At 29.9% G+C, this 15,296-nt stretch carries 17 protein-coding genes and 1 tRNA gene; 12 read left to right on the forward strand and 6 right to left on the reverse strand.

Annotation, left to right across the window (positions count from 1 at the left end):
* Nucleotides 1-3 precede the first annotated feature (3 nt).
* The 5 genes from KQ51_RS06915 to KQ51_RS06935 are packed head-to-tail and all read left to right on the forward strand — an operon-like array spanning nt 4 to nt 3,617.
* Nucleotides 4-1,137 carry a hypothetical protein gene (locus tag KQ51_RS06915; protein ID WP_038470623.1) on the forward strand — a complete coding sequence of 378 codons (1,134 nt, stop codon included), beginning with the start codon at nt 4-6 and terminating at the stop codon, nt 1,135-1,137.
* Complete coding sequence (locus tag KQ51_RS06920; protein ID WP_038470626.1) at nt 1,138-1,383, forward strand: hypothetical protein; 246 nt, start codon at nt 1,138-1,140, stop codon at nt 1,381-1,383.
* Nucleotides 1,376-2,941, forward strand: a complete 1,566-nt coding sequence (locus KQ51_RS06925; protein ID WP_038470629.1) for a hypothetical protein — start codon at nt 1,376-1,378, stop codon at nt 2,939-2,941. Before KQ51_RS06920 ends, KQ51_RS06925 begins: the two co-directional genes overlap by 8 nt.
* A 16-nt stretch (nt 2,942-2,957) precedes the next feature.
* The gene (locus KQ51_RS06930; protein ID WP_038470632.1) at nt 2,958-3,182 is read left to right on the forward strand and encodes a hypothetical protein; all 225 of its coding nucleotides are present in this window, start codon (nt 2,958-2,960) and stop codon (nt 3,180-3,182) included.
* 12 nt (nt 3,183-3,194) lie between these two features.
* Nucleotides 3,195-3,617, forward strand: coding sequence for a hypothetical protein (locus tag KQ51_RS06935; RefSeq protein WP_038470635.1), 423 nt, complete (start codon nt 3,195-3,197; stop codon nt 3,615-3,617).
* Between the two features lie 296 nt (nt 3,618-3,913).
* Here the strand turns inward: KQ51_RS06935 and KQ51_RS06940 are convergent, their stop codons facing one another.
* From KQ51_RS06940 to KQ51_RS06955, 4 genes are all read right to left on the reverse strand, one after another.
* Nucleotides 3,914-6,358, reverse strand: a complete 2,445-nt coding sequence (locus tag KQ51_RS06940) for a hypothetical protein (protein ID WP_144242090.1) — start codon at nt 6,356-6,358, stop codon at nt 3,914-3,916.
* Nucleotides 6,359-6,572: 214 nt separating this feature from the next.
* Nucleotides 6,573-6,968: a hypothetical protein gene (locus KQ51_RS06945; RefSeq protein ID WP_038470641.1), complete on the reverse strand. Its 396-nt coding sequence runs from the start codon at nt 6,966-6,968 to the stop codon at nt 6,573-6,575.
* Nucleotides 6,958-7,374, reverse strand: a complete 417-nt coding sequence (locus KQ51_RS06950; protein ID WP_038470642.1) for a hypothetical protein — start codon at nt 7,372-7,374, stop codon at nt 6,958-6,960. The genes KQ51_RS06945 and KQ51_RS06950 overlap by 11 nt, the downstream gene beginning before the upstream one ends.
* Nucleotides 7,374-7,721, reverse strand: coding sequence for a helix-turn-helix domain-containing protein (locus KQ51_RS06955; protein WP_038470644.1), 348 nt, complete (start codon nt 7,719-7,721; stop codon nt 7,374-7,376). Before KQ51_RS06955 ends, KQ51_RS06950 begins: the two co-directional genes overlap by 1 nt.
* A gap of 302 nt (nt 7,722-8,023) precedes the next feature.
* Here KQ51_RS06955 and KQ51_RS06960 point away from each other — a divergent pair, with 302 nt between their 5' ends.
* The 7 genes from KQ51_RS06960 (at nt 8,024) to KQ51_RS06995 (ending at nt 13,218) form a co-directional block, all read left to right on the forward strand.
* The gene (locus tag KQ51_RS06960; RefSeq protein WP_038470646.1) at nt 8,024-8,326 is read left to right on the forward strand and encodes a hypothetical protein; all 303 of its coding nucleotides are present in this window, start codon (nt 8,024-8,026) and stop codon (nt 8,324-8,326) included.
* Between the two features lie 232 nt (nt 8,327-8,558).
* Nucleotides 8,559-8,810, forward strand: a complete 252-nt coding sequence (locus KQ51_RS06970; RefSeq protein ID WP_038470650.1) for a hypothetical protein — start codon at nt 8,559-8,561, stop codon at nt 8,808-8,810.
* A gap of 27 nt (nt 8,811-8,837) precedes the next feature.
* Nucleotides 8,838-10,016: a hypothetical protein gene (locus KQ51_RS06975; protein WP_038470652.1), complete on the forward strand. Its 1,179-nt coding sequence runs from the start codon at nt 8,838-8,840 to the stop codon at nt 10,014-10,016.
* 2 nt (nt 10,017-10,018) lie between these two features.
* Nucleotides 10,019-10,408: a hypothetical protein gene (locus tag KQ51_RS06980; RefSeq protein ID WP_038470654.1), complete on the forward strand. Its 390-nt coding sequence runs from the start codon at nt 10,019-10,021 to the stop codon at nt 10,406-10,408.
* A 156-nt stretch (nt 10,409-10,564) separates the two neighbouring features.
* On the forward strand, nt 10,565-11,092 hold the full coding sequence (locus KQ51_RS06985; RefSeq protein ID WP_038470656.1) for a hypothetical protein: 528 nt from the start codon (nt 10,565-10,567) through the stop codon (nt 11,090-11,092).
* 165 nt (nt 11,093-11,257) lie between these two features.
* Nucleotides 11,258-12,358, forward strand: a complete 1,101-nt coding sequence (locus KQ51_RS06990; protein ID WP_038470659.1) for a replication initiation factor domain-containing protein — start codon at nt 11,258-11,260, stop codon at nt 12,356-12,358.
* Between the two features lie 11 nt (nt 12,359-12,369).
* A complete protein-coding gene (locus KQ51_RS06995) occupies nt 12,370-13,218 on the forward strand; it encodes a tyrosine-type recombinase/integrase (RefSeq protein WP_038470662.1) in 849 nt (282 codons plus the stop codon).
* An 85-nt stretch (nt 13,219-13,303) separates the two neighbouring features.
* On the opposite strand, the gene KQ51_RS07000 is transcribed toward KQ51_RS06995, so the two are convergent.
* Both KQ51_RS07000 and KQ51_RS07005 read right to left on the reverse strand, forming a co-directional pair.
* Nucleotides 13,304-13,380 (reverse strand) — tRNA-Arg (locus KQ51_RS07000).
* A gap of 61 nt (nt 13,381-13,441) precedes the next feature.
* Nucleotides 13,442-15,271 carry an alkaline phosphatase family protein gene (locus KQ51_RS07005; RefSeq protein ID WP_038470665.1) on the reverse strand — a complete coding sequence of 610 codons (1,830 nt, stop codon included), beginning with the start codon at nt 15,269-15,271 and terminating at the stop codon, nt 13,442-13,444.
* Nucleotides 15,272-15,296 lie beyond the last annotated feature (25 nt).

The following is a 15,296-nucleotide window of genomic DNA, read 5'->3' on the forward strand; positions in this document are numbered from 1 at the left end:
AATATGAAGAAACTAATGATTTTATTAGTTGCGATTACAATATCTTTAACATTAGGAGCTGCTTCAACACTTGCAGCTTCTGAACTACCTTCTTATTGTGGTATTCCACCTGGAGAACGAACATCCGAAGATGGTAATGACTATACTCTTTGTATTTCATCTTCTACTGTCGGTGACAGAGTTTATGAAGGTGAATATGTAACTACAGAAGGTACTTATCATAGAATCGAATACGATGAAACTACTGGCAAGTGGCATGGTGTATCATATATTACTGATATAAATATCATGTACGATCACTTATTAGGTGGTTGGACAAGATTTGATATAAAATTCAGTAGAGATTTGAAGTCATTAAACAGTATTTTGTTAACTTACACTACTCAGAGAACTTGTACTACATTCTTTGGAATCTGTATTCCTGGTACCGTAGAAGAAGCTGACGAAGAAAGATTGTTTTATGAGAACACTGTTGATGATGAGTTATGGTATCAAGAAGCCGACAATATTACTTATTATGGAAACATTCCATTAGTTGGTGAAAGACCAACAGATTTAGATTATGACTATTCAATAAAGCTCTATGGTGAAACTAGAGACATTGATACTCTAGAAATATTAGAGTTTGAATATGTATTAACTGACGCTGAAATAGACCAATTGCAAATTGACATTCAAGATCAGTATGATTATGAAGTAACACAAATAGAAACAGATCATGGATTATCCTTAGCCGAGAAACAAGAATTACTATCTTCACTTAATGACGAATACAACGCTATCCCAGAAATAGAGTATGATATGGTATTTCAAGAAATATGTTTAGAGACTGATGAGAATTGTAGAGAAGTTTTACCTCCAACAGAGGAATCAACTGCTCCTACTATTAATGATTTAAGTTTTACTACTTTCAAAGACATTTTGAAAAAGGTAGTCTTCATTGTAATAGGAGTCATTGTTCTTATCATAGTTGGTATGAACTTTGGCGATAAACTATTAGGAATATTGGCTGAAATTATGTTAGGTATAGCTAACACTATTGCAATAGTTATTATTAAACTTATTGTAGATCCATTTATTGCAGGTGTAAGTGTACTAGCTAATTTATTCTTAAAAGGAATCTCCTGGAAGAAATAAATGAAATTTAAGATATTCTTATATTTATTAACAATAAGCGTACTGCCATTCGTTATTTATGAGTATTGGTATAAAAGTTACATTTCAGTTGAAAGAGGTTGGATTTTATGGTTAGAAAAATACATCTGGATTCATTTAGATAATGTATTAGTATTTGTTCTACTATATCTGATTATTGATTTAATTTTACTTAAGTTACTATTAAAAACGTTGTTTCAAGCTAAGATGGTGAAGAATTATGGTTAGAATAAGAAACATGACCTTTGTAGATCTATTATTTATAGGTCTCTTAGGTTATCTGTGTTATTGGTTAATAGACAGTTATCACATGCAAATTGCTATGTTTACAAAAGAATATAATGAATACATACTTTACTCATTTATCATAAACTTCATTGTGTATAGATATTTTATTCAATTCATACTGTTTAACATGCTGTATAGTGAGTCTATCTCAAAAGTTGATAGAAACGTTGTTAGACACTATAATATAGGTATTTTCGGCTATATTGGAAGTCGTAAATCAGCAAATGGTACTGCCTTAACACAAATGTCTGAAGGTATTATCATCGGTAATATGGAAGAACGTCTATATAAACTGAATCTACTAATGATTAAGTACTTAGATTTTGAAGACTTCAATGATTTTATATTTGATAAATTCGATTTCTCAAATGTTCATACTGAACTCATGTATAAAATGTTTGCCTATTATTACATAAAAACAAAGCAAATTAGTTTGATTAACTTTAATAACAAACTTAATGATACTTCATTTTCAGAAGAAAGTATTGTTGTTCTATTAGGTGAATATGTTGAACTTATGTATTACAAATACTTTAGAGATAACAATATTCAATCTAACACTAGTATTCATTCAATTAATACTGGCAAGATGTCTTTACCAATGAAGGAATCTACTTTCCAGTTCTTTAGATCCAACAATAGAGCTTATGAAAAATATCTAATCACTTTTAAAGATGAAGCTGCGATTGTAGATAATTCTCGAACTAACTCGAATAATTCAAAAGAAGCTAGAGAAGAGAACGATGATGGAAAAGATGTTGAAAACGTATTGCAGCGTCATGGTGGTAAAGGTACTACTCTTAGATTCACTATTGCTCAAAGTGAAAAAGACGTTACTGCAAATAGACGCAGACTCTTTAATAGATCGATAGAACTTTATGAACCAAAAGATCAGTTCTTATTCAATTTTGAAATGAATGTCATAAAATGGTTTGCCTATCGATTAATGAAGAAGGAATCGAAAAAGTTTCGAAAGAAAATGAAAAAAGTTAAGAGAGCAGCTTGGATTTATAGACTTACTGGTATTAAAAGATATATTCAGAAGTCTGAAAGAATTTACAATAAGTATGAGCATTACCTAGTTAGATTTAACTTGTACAAAAGGATCTTGTTAGTTTTAGAGAAAACTCACATATTCCTAGGTAAAAGTCTATATTGTGTTCAGTACATGTTCCTACATGATGATTCTAACAATATTGGTAAAAATCCTACTGCATTAATTGAATCAGGAAAATCAATTCCAATGTTTATTGTTTATCCTGCAGGGATCACATTTGGAAAATATGCTACTCATTCATACTTTAGATTATTCGACGAACGTAACGCAAGTGCTTCAGTTCCATTAGCGATGGTAAAACCATTTAAGAAACTTACAATGTCTAAAGAAGAGCATTTGAGCATGGGATTCAAAGCTATAGAAAGAATAACAGAAAAAATGGATAGTCTTGATAATACTAATACTCAAAATTTAACAAATGATTACTCAGCATTTGATTAAGGAAGGAATTACTTGAATGAGTTATACAAAATCGGAGAAATTAAATTATTACACGAAGAGAATTAATGATAAAAAGCTTAGTCCAAGGCAAAGAGAATATGCTTTGAATAGAGCAGCTGTACTTACTCCTAGAAAAAACAATAGATTTACAGAATTATCAAGAAAAATGCACAAAGCTGAAGATGAAGGTAACTTCTCTTTAGCTAGAAAATATTTAAACATGTTAAAACTACAAAAATAGAAAGAGGTTATTATGGCTAGAATTAGCGGTGGAAAAATCGCAAAAGAGAAAACGTTGTCACAAAAAGAACTTGACTTACTTAATGGTAGATATAGACCAAAAGGTATAAAACCACATAAGATAGTGCAAGAATCACCAAAGAAAAAATATTCAAAACAAGATAAATCTAAGTATTATCTAAAACGTTCAAAAGATATGTCATTAACTTTGGATCAAAGAAAATATGCTAAGAATCGTCTTAAATCCTTACTTAAAATTAATAAAACTAGACCTAGAAAGGTAAAAGGCTCAATAACAGTTGGTATGCAAGAGACTCCTGGAAGTAAAAGAGTTGCAAATTCTAACGAAAGAGCTTATTATTCTAGAAGTAAAACAGGAATTACAGGAATTAAGATTTATAAAAGTGGTAAGCTTATTGGAAGAGTTGATAGATAATGCCTAGTTTAGATCAATTACAATACGCATTTTATTCATTAGGAATAGCGACTGCATTAGTCAGTTTAGTCTCTATTCTCTTGAGTAAAAGAAAGCGTAAAAACAATTCTTATAAAAGAAATTATAAAAATAAAAAGCGATAGAAATATCGCTTTTTTTAATAAAAGTGTAATGAAGACAATTATTTTAAGATTTCATTCCCACAAGTAATCATCCTAGATTTGAATATTCCAATAAGTTGAGTCATGGAAAGGATCACCTATTCAAATCCTTTAATATTCATAATTATTAACTTACTATGACTCAATATAATACTTGATATTCTCTTTATTAAATTCAACTTTAAAAGCAAATACAATTTGTGCGAAAAACAATTTTTCTTTAAGAATCTCGCCTAATTCTTTTCGTGTAATAGGGAAACTTCTAACATCGTCCACTCCATCGACATACATATAATACCCATTTGTCATTTTGTAATCTCTGTCTATGATTTGCTCAATTTCCTCAGGACTTAGTTCTCTTACGGAACTGAGATCATTATTAAACCTGAAATTAACACTTATGCCATTCTCCTTGATAAAAAGATTTCTAGGCATATATATATCTATAATAGTTTTTACCTTATTAACTTTATCAATTAAACTATCAAGTTCTAGGTCGTTTGTGTACCTATAAATTCGTGAGCTTTTTAGAGTTGGTGAAAACCGAATTATTTCTGTTAATGTTTCAATAGTGTGAGTATTGTTTTCAAGCATAGAACCTTGTATATCCGATTTCTCAAACTCATCTCTAATTAATCTTCCTAACGAGTGAGGCATTTGCTCTATATATTGATTAATTATAGTTTCACTATACTTTGAATCGCTAAGAAAAGTGTATGCTTTCTGTGGTTCCTCATCAATATTTATCTCATGGTCTGTAAAAGGTATACTTTCTACAGCGCGATTGAAGCCAACCTTCAATTCCTCTTTTATTCTCTCAAATGCAGTTTGATTAAGAGCGTTCTTGGTGATATTTTCAAATTCTCTATCCTTTAATTCTTTATTTTTAAACTCTAAAAGTACACTAAAGATATCAGAATCCTTCTTATATTTGGGTATCATTGATGCAAAGTTATAAAATTCAAACCAAGTAATATTTGGGTTCTCTACTAGAATTTCATTCTCGGTCCAATTTTTATTCATTTCCTCCGAAAAGATTACTTTGTCCTCATCGTTAAGTTTATTCAAACAACTCATCAATATATTGTCTTTATCGGTGTGTATCCCATCACTTACCATTAAGTATCCAATCCACCAGTTAATAATCAATGCTTTTGTAAACTCATCACTTAATGATGAAGTTCTAACTTTTCCAAATGGAACATCATACCAATTGAATCTTTCTCTACATTCAAAAATCTTAATTAAATCAATTAATAGATTTCCTGCATCATTAACATTTCCGTATCCTACGACATGTTTGAAATGCTCTTCCCAAGAATCAACATGCTCATTATGAGAGTTTATTAATGGTGTATTCTGTATAAAACTCTTAATTTCTGTTGCGAATTTTGGAGAGACTGACTTTTCAATCTCACACAAATAGTAGAGATAAATTGAAATAAATATAAACATTTGACTAGAACCGGAGTATATTGTTGAGTGATTATAGAAATGATTACGTAGAAACTTAACAAACCATAATTCGTTTGCTGACAAAGTACTAACCATCATTGAAGTAAGAACCTTATTGCTAAACTCTTTAATATCCTTGTTATTCCCGTCTATTGTCCAAAATAATGGTCTAAGTATTTGAGATATCGAATGTATATACATATCTTCTAGTTTCAAATTGACATCTAAAATATTGTGCAAGGCAAATAATGTTCTCGTAACTTGATAATAGTGCTCACTAGAACCAACTATACTTGCATAGTTTAATATCTCAGTTGAATCAAATATCTTACTGGTATTTATTGTAGACCATTTAATAACATCAACTATATTGTAAAGGTTATTAGAATCCATAAACTTACTACTTGCAATTGAATAACTATTCTTGTACCGAAATAAAAATTCATTTTGCTCTGTCAAAAGTAAAATTAATAGAGCTGGATCGTTTTTAACTTTGAGAGCATTGTATGTTTTTTCAAGACCTTTAGTAAATAGCATATAGTGTAAAACATTCTTTAATGATTCACTTAATTCGGTTTCGTGAACTGCCTTTTTAATTATTCTTTCTATATATCTCTCGTTTCTTAACAGTAATGGAATCTCCTGCATTATAAATACTATTGTATAAAAAACGCTTATTCCCATAGCGAGAAAAATAGAAATAGTTAATCCGTAATAGTCAAAAGTAACATAGGCACACATTATAACTATGGAAATTATAATCATATCCATGAAGTTGTATTTTCTATGTTTACTTAACTTTCTAAATTTATTTTGCTCCACACCGTAAATAGTCTCTTTTTGCAAGGATAATGTTATTGATACTATTGTTAGTACTGTTGGTAAAAGAATAAATATGAAGTCAAAACCATCATAAGCTACAATTTCTATTGCTTCATTATTCAAAATATTGTATCTGACAATTAAAGAGACAATTGTCAAAATCAATATGTCCTTCCAATACTTTCTAAGAATATATTTGATAACATTAGCAATTTTAATCAAAACCTTTTTAAACTCACGATACATAATAATCACACCTTCCTCAATCATTATAACATAGAATTCCAGTGACATTAATGTCATATTGACACTGTAAGAAAATTAGTATAGTATTTTTATTGTTATGGAAGATGTGAAATTCTATGGAAGAAGGAAGATGTATGCCACAAGAGGATTCACCACAGCAAGATGAGATTATCGATGTAAGTATTGAAGATATTATCCTTGCATTACTAAAAGAAAAGACTAAAACGGACAATCCGTCTTAGTCTTTTTATTTTATATTTAATTTAATTCTTTATAAGTTATCAAGAAAACCCTCAATAGATTCTAATAGATCATTTTCATCGACTCCGCCTTTTTTTATTATTGTCATTAAGCGCTCAAGTAAAGTTTTATCATTTGTATTGCTATCTCCATATTGTGAAAAAATAACTCCAGATTTTGAATAAAGATATAGATAATATGTGTTTTCATATGAGAAAGCGCTCCCCAACATGTATCTTTCAGCGGTTATAACCAATTTTGTATCTCCTGCAATAACCGAATACGCTTGTTGAACTTCATAAAGTTTAATTAGTTTAAAGCCTTTAATATCTTTAATTTCTACGGATTCTTTATCTACATGTATCCAAGTTATTTTACCCTTCTTTGTTTTATCTATAAGTTTTTTTACCATATTATCAATCATCATTTTTTTCTCCTCCATCAAGTTCCTTTACATTTTTCACTAAAGTGACTTTTAGTCTAGTTAGCAGCCTGCATATTTCATTCTTTCTTTCCACATTAGGAATAAGACGATTTAGTTCATATATAAATTGGATTTGCTCTTTAGTTAATACTTCTTTCAAAATTGTAAGGTATTCTGTTATTTCTAGGATTTGATTTTGTGTGGTTGAATCAAATCCATCATCGTCAAGAATTATTTTTGTTATCAGTTCTATTTTATAAACTATATATTGTTCATCTTCTTTAAGCCTTCTTTTTAGTTCAACAGTTTTTACATACTTCTTAAGTGTTGTAGTATTATAAATCAACCATATAGATAATAGAAAACTAATTAATCCTAGGATGAAAGAACCCCATGTAGGAAACTGCATTACTCATCCCTCAAAATTCTTAAAAAATCTAGCATTTTTCTTGCTTCAGCTTCTGTAAGAGTTTCTCCCGCTAGTTTCAGGTTGAACTCTTTTTTTAATATGACTTCTGCATCATCCAAGTTATTCTTAACGAAGTTTTGCTCAGGTGTTAAAGCAACATCAATCATTCCTAATAAATAATCTGTAGCAACATTAAAAAAATCAGACAATTTTATTAATTGATCCGGTGTCATGTTAATCTTACCTGATTCATATCTTGAGTATGTACCTTCAGATACATTTAGGAATTTTGCGACTTCAATTTGCTTAATTCCTTTTTGCTTTCTAACTGCCTTTAAATTCTTCATATAATCACCTATTTGTATTTTACTACTATAATCCTATAAAAACACACAACTTGCGTAAAAAGAAATATTTAGTTGCATTATAGGTAAGTTGGTATTATAATGAGATTAGAAACTTACTTATTACGAAAGTTGGAAGATGTGAGAAAAAGACTTTTTAAGCATTAAACTCCTTAATCTCCTTTGATTTAAGAATAAATCATACACCTACTAAATCTAGGGAGATAACAACTCACAAGTTCACATCTTCCGGTTGTTGTCTCCCCAGGTTTTTTTTATAGCAAAATTAGAAAGGAATTAAAAAGATGAAAAGACGAAAAACTACAAGAGGTAAGAAATATGATTTACTTAGTAGCCCCTATAATTATTCACATTTAAGCAATAAAAGAATTATAGAGGTGATAAATCATCATAAAAAGAAGTTAAGCTACTCGTTTTTAAAAAGCAGATTTTTTAGAGCATTTAAAGATTCAACAAGGAATCATAATAGAAATGAAAAAATCAAAGAGCTTCAATGGGAAATTAAAAAACGTGGAATTAAAGTAATAGAGCCAAAGATTCATCTTTCTGCTCTATCAAAACATAGTAAGCAATTTAAAAATAAATAAAGAAAATAACGAAAGGAAGATGTGAAATGGTATTAACAAAAAGCCGAATAGTTTCATTTTTCATAGCAGTATTATCTACGTTGATAGTAATATTGCTTAACATTACTTTCTTAAGATATTTACTAATATTAGAGTTTACTGACATGATCTTAATAATGTTTTGTGATTTATTAATAGTTTGCACCTGGATAATACTCTTTTATAGTTGCAAAGCTACTACTGGTAATAAACCATGAGTATTATACAAAAGGTAATTCTTAGTGATCTAATTAAGAACATTAATTACTTAGAAGGCTTATATAGGTTTGTTGAAAGAAAAACTAATATAAGTGATGACCGAAAACAAAAGAGACTGGACGAAGTTGTAGGTATAAAACATGAGTTAAATAGTTTCATTTCAACCATTTCATCTAAATCAATGACTATAGATGAAATGAAGAAACTAGATTTTAAGAACCAGAGAATTTTCAGATTATGGAATTAAAACTAAAAAGAAAAGGAAGTTGTGAAAATGGAAAAAGTATTAGTTAAAAAGTCCGACGTCGGACAAGATAGTTTGTTTATAAAAATCAATGACACAGGTGAACTGATTGCAAAGAATTATAGTTATAACAAGATAACCGAAGCAATCAAAACCAAAGTTAAAAGTATTTATCGAAACTACTTAGAAATTGGAAGTAAATTGGCTTTAGCTAAAAAAGAAAAGCTTTATGAAATCAATGAGTATCAAAATATTTATGATTACGCTGCTAAGGAATTTGAACTACGAAAGACTTCAGTTAAGAATTTAATTGCTATCGCAAATCGTTTTTGTGATAAAGATGGAAGTTTATTAAAAGCTTATAAAGGTTTTAGCTACTCAAATATTGTTGAACTACTAAGTGTCGATGAAAAAGACATTAAATCATTTGTTCCAAGCATGTCCGTAAAAGCTGTAAGGTCTAAGAAAGTAGAGTTACAGGTAAATAAAGAGTTGAAAGCATTAACCAACAAAACTGGTTCTATTACTCAATTAATCGAACACATCAAAACTTTTGATTGGAAGAAAGGACTAGGATTCGTTAATTACGAAGTAACTCATGAGTTGATAAAATCAAAATACAAAGCTAAAAATGAGCATTCATGGCTTAGTGGAACTTATGAAGTATTTATTAATTTTCTTATTCTTAGAGATAAAAAGAAGGTTGATTTTACAATTAAACTTAAGCTTCATGAAACCGAAAAAAGTAAATATAGTTTGTCATCCGATAAGTTATATATGTGGTCTGAATGTTTCAAAGATTTTAAACAGTTAGATAAACTTTTATCAAAAATTGCTGATAAATCTAAAGAAAAATTAAATGCTCCTGCAAAAGAAAAGAAAGAAAGTCCTGGAATGTCAAAATTGACTTATTTAGGTAAAAATACAAGTGGTACTTTACAAAAAATCGATTTACACATAGCTACAAACGTACATAAGGAATATTATTACGAGTCAAAAGGTTGGAAAGATGATCATGTTTTCTTATATGCAAAACCTAAAAAGCATAAGAAAACAAATCCTGCGTTATTCGAACTCAAATACTTAGAGGATCCATTAAAGGCAGTTGTAATTAATTTGGAATCAAAAGTTGAAACAAGACTATTTCCAGAGTTTGATAAGTATATTAGCAAAGCATTGAGTAAAAGTATTGATGTCCTTAATAAATAAGTATGAAAATCGAGAATAAATACGATGAAGCCGATTATCAAAGACTAAAAAAAGAAGCAATAGATAAAAGGTTTCGAGTAAGCATAACAGATTTAAGTCTAGAATATCCGATAAATAACCCTGAAAGCATGAAATGGTTAATTAATTTCTCGTATCCTAAGTTTTTGGAAGGCGAATTTAAGTTCCGATACAGTCTTCAAACACTAAAGTCTATTATCTGGCACACTCCTAATTCAGTTTTCTTGAAAGAATTAGAATTTAATGATCGTGTTGAGAATTGTTGTAAAAGATTTGCTTTAACCATGGGATTAGAACTTAGTTATGAAGAAGTAATTTATGAAGCTTTTGAATTAATAAATGCTCGAATAGCCAAAAATAAACTATCGTTTTGAAAGGAAGATGTGAGATGAATAGAAATAGATCACCAGGTTAAACATCTGGTCCAATCTTAGAAAGCAATGTTGTCTAATATGTATTCTAGCTGCTTAAAATAGCGGTAAGTCTAGAAACATTTTTATATTAAAAATAAACTTTAAGGAGATTTAATAATGGCTGATACAGATAAAAAAATACCTGCAGGTAATATCCCTGCTAAAAAACCAGTTAAGAAAACTGGTTATGTAGATTTTAGAGATTTACCAAGACAAGTTATTGAAGGTTTACCGACTTGTCATGTAACTTTAGAGAAAAGATCTTCAAAGAATTATGGTGATTCAGTATCACTACTAGCTATATTCCATCCAAAATTTAGAAAAGATTTAAGTAATAGAACATATTTCGGACTCAATAAATATGAACTTGTAAAAGTACTTAGAAAATTTGAAGATAACAAAGATAAACATGAACTAGATGTTCCTTGTAGATTCTTAGTAAGACACAATGCAGCTGGTGAAGTAGAATACAAACGTGTTGAAGTTGCATTACATAGAAAAGCTGTAGCTTCAGGATTTCTTGATGAAACAGATCTTGAACTTTTAGATGTAATTGATTTTCCAATTACATGGATTGAAGATAAAGATTCTACTAAAGCATTTGCAGCAGCTAAAGCTGATGTAGATTACGATATTTACGGATAAAACTATTCAAAAAAATGCACCTGCAGGGGGCTATGACTAATAGCCCCCCTACTAGTGCACTCAAAAGTTCTTTAAAACGCTCAACTAGGCTCCCAGTATCTTCGCAAATTTTAGGGTAGGCTAATTTACTATAAAAATATCAGATTTGAGGTGATATAAATTGGTTTGAAAACTCCTGAGGTGAATGTCTTATTTGATTATTTAACTATCACATTCCCGATTGATGAAGATGAGAGTATTTATATCTCCAAATTTGGTAATAGTTGGAAATCATTATATCAAAACAAATTCTTTAGATTCTTTATGAGTTTAGTAGATGTTGATATAACAAAATTTACTGATGAGGGAAAAATAGGACATTATGAGAGACTGCTCAAGTTTGAGGAGCATATTGATTTTAAATATTCTGGTCCTACGAATGTTAATGATATTCGTACTCACGCTTTGGAATTAAAAGGAGAAGGTTGTCGTGAAGTAGAATTGTTAGGTATTGATTGGTACGAGCTTCTTGAGTACGTATATACTAATAACTTAAATATATCAACGTGGCATTTAGCTTGTGATATATTTACTCCCAAATACTTTACGATAGATCAACTACTTAAGAAAGCTAAGAGTAAAGAATATGTTAGTTCTGTTAATTCGTGTTGGTGGATTGAAGGTCATAAGAACGGTTCATATACTGGTACTACTATTTATCATGGTAGGCGTGATGGTGAACAAATATGTACCTATGACAAACAGTATGAAAGATATTACAGAGGGTATGAGGTAGATACTAACTTCTGGTTAAGAATTGAAATTAGATTAAAGAGAAAAACAATGGATTTACTTAAATTGATTGTAGCTCATGGCATAGAAGAACTTCCAAAGATTTATTTTTCGGTCTTGAGAGGTATGTTGGAATTCAAAACTAAAGGTACTAGTAATCAAATTACCCGATGGAAAACTTGGCGACCTTGGGAAAGGTTTGTTCAAGGTAATGAAAAGATTCGTTTATATAATCAGGCTAAGTTGGAAACAGACATAACTCGTACCAAAGACTGGTATGTTAAATCTGCAGGTAAAGCACGAGTACTTATTCGTGCTACATCTACTGACCTTGAGTTTGAAGAGCTGCATGAATCAATCATTTCAGAAAAGTTAGAGAAAATTAAAAATAGTGATTTAACTATGGTGAATAAAGAGCGTATGAAAAAAGGTCTCGATATATTCGATTCCTTGGAAGATTTAAAAGATTACATTGTATTTAATGGTTTAGTATAGGAGTTGATTGTATGAAGTTTATTACGGCTTCAGAGAAATACCTAGAATATGTAAAAATTACTAAATCAGCTGGTACTTATGACAAATATGAACGTAAAATAAAAGTCTTAGTAAGATATTTTAATGAAATAGCTATTGAAGATATCACTAAACATGATGTTGTAATGTTTTGGTCTTGGAGAAAAGAAACAATTCCTACTATTAAAAATACAACACTTAATATGTATAGATCAGTATTAATACTATTGATTGAGTATCATACAGACAAGAGACTTAATGTAAAAAAATTAAAGGAAAGTGTTCCATTAGTTGAAATTATTGATGATATTGTATTGAAGAAAGTATTGAATCATTTGAAGGACCAAAAAGATACTAGAGAAGGTTTAAGAAACTATTGCTTATTTAAACTTCTAAATGATACTGGGTTGCGAATTAATGAAGCTCTACATCTTCAGGTAAAGGATTTTCAATTCTCTACCAATACAATACACGTAAAGATAACCAAAACTAAAAGAGACCGTTATGTTTACTTCAGAGACGATACAAAAGGGTTATTAAAAACTCTTATATCTAAGGATCGTTCAAAGAATTATATATTTATGTCTTATATGGCTAAAAAAAGGTTATTGGTGACTAATGTACAAAGTATCTGTTATCGATTTGAGTTAAAATTATCGTTACCTTATAATGTACGTCCTCACAAGTGGAGACACACATTCGCTACAAACTTTTTGAAGCGAGGTGGTGATTTGGAAACACTTAGATTAATACTTGGACACAGTTCAATTAAGATTACACAGCGTTATTTACACCTAGATAACGAATTTGTCAGGTCAGAGTACTTTAGAACGGCCAATTAAAGCGGCCGACCAGTGCCCACACAGTAAAATTGCTTCAAAATGCAAAAAAAAAGTAAACCATAAATGGCTTACTTACTGTGTTTACTGGCATTCCGAGAGGGATTCGAACCCCCGACCGATGCCTTAGAAGGGCATTGCTCTATCCAGCTGAGCTATCGAAACATTTAGCGTAGATAATTATAACTCAACATTACCGGTTTGTAAAGGCTAAAACCGGTTTTTTTTAATCATTTTTAAAATAATCACTAATTAACAGTTTTTTCTGAAGTTCTGACTCGTTTATTTTACGTTCTAATGCTATGTCTAGTGCTTCTTTATCTACAAGATTACCTTTGTAATCTTGGTTTAAATATAAAACACTTTCGCCGTCAGTAATGGCTAAATCAGAGAACAAAACATAGTTTTCATCTGTACCAAGTAAATCAACTCCCATGAAATAATCAAAGTTAGAATTACTGTTTAGTAAGTTTAATATTGTTGGGGTAATATCCATTGTGCTTCCTGGTGTATGAATTACTTCTTTTTCCATGTTTGTAGCATAAATGATTAATTCTTGTCTCATTACTTCATGAAAATCATCTTCAACACCAATATAATCTTCATAAATATCATAATTCATCATATAAGGATAATGATCAGGATAGATGACAAATAATGTATTATCCAATTGTCCTTCTGCTTCTAATCTTTCCATTAATAATCCTAATAGATTATCAAATTCAACAAGTTTCAGCATATAGTTTCTAATTTCAGGATCTAACTCAGTATCAGGATATGCAGCTTCTAATTGAGCTGCATGCATTTCAAATTCTTCTTGATTATATGCTCCGTGCATCGAGTAAGTTAATAAGTTCATATACCATGGCTCATCAAAACTTACATACTCATCTAAGAAATACATCATATCAGTATCATATCTATCAGTAAAGTTCTCTTCTTCAACAACTTCATCTCTAAATAAATCTTCATGAAATTTGACAGTGTCAAATCCATAACTAGGAACCATTTCAATACGGTTATAGAACCATTCAAATCCACTATGGAAGTAATATGTATTATATCCCTGCTCTTTTAGTTGATTTGGAAGAGCATATGGGAGTTCATTGCCACTATATGCGTCACACACGTTATTACTCCAATCATTAGTAGTAATTCCACTATATCCTGTTAAACTCATGTATTCGCTATTACAAGTCGCTCCTTGTTGGTAAACAGGAGTGTAATAGTTATCAAAGCTTAACCCATTTTCTCTCATTAAGTATAAATTAGGTGTTAAGTTCTCATCAATAAATCTTGTTTCTAGAGTTTCCCCTAAAATCGTTACTACATTATATCCATTATATAGATCACTATAATCATTAGTTGCATGTTCTTCCTTATTATTAAAGTAATCATCTAACTCAGTTTTATAAGCTTCTAAATCTGGAATTGTTCTAAATCTAGTTAAATCAAGTAAATGATAATGATACCACCCATATTTTTCACTATATAAAATCCTGTCATGCATACTTTCAAAAAGATATGCATCACTTCTGTAGTAATCATTTCTTGTTTCAAACTGTTGGTTACCCCAGTATAAATAAAAGCCAACCTGAACCGCAAAAACAGTACTTAAAATTAAGAAATCTCGTAAGTGAAAGACATCCTTTTCCTTATTTGCTATAATAAGATATATTGTACCTATTAATAACGGTGTAATTAAATATGCAACAAGAGGAATTTTAATATCATATTCTAATGTATTACCCTCTTGTAACCATTTTAATCCAGCTAAAGAACTTCTAGCACTAATTACACTAAAGTAATCAAAATAAACACTATCACCTACAACAAACGCTGTAGCTAATAGGATAACTATTATATAAAAAATCTTTTGAGAGCGAATTCTTCTTAAAAAGAAACCAATAGCGCCAACCCAAAACATTAACATAACTAAATCAAAAATCATCCCAGTACTAAAAGCACTGACACCAACTGTTATATTTAGTACTACTCTTAAAACCATTAAATACGCTATAACGTATATATAACCATGGTATCTTCTTGTTTTCATATTCATCACTCCACGTCTCCATATT

Source organism: Candidatus Izimaplasma bacterium HR1 (assembly GCA_000755705.1).
In the GTDB taxonomy this organism is placed as follows: domain Bacteria; phylum Bacillota_I; class Bacilli_A; order Izemoplasmatales; family Izemoplasmataceae; genus Xianfuyuplasma.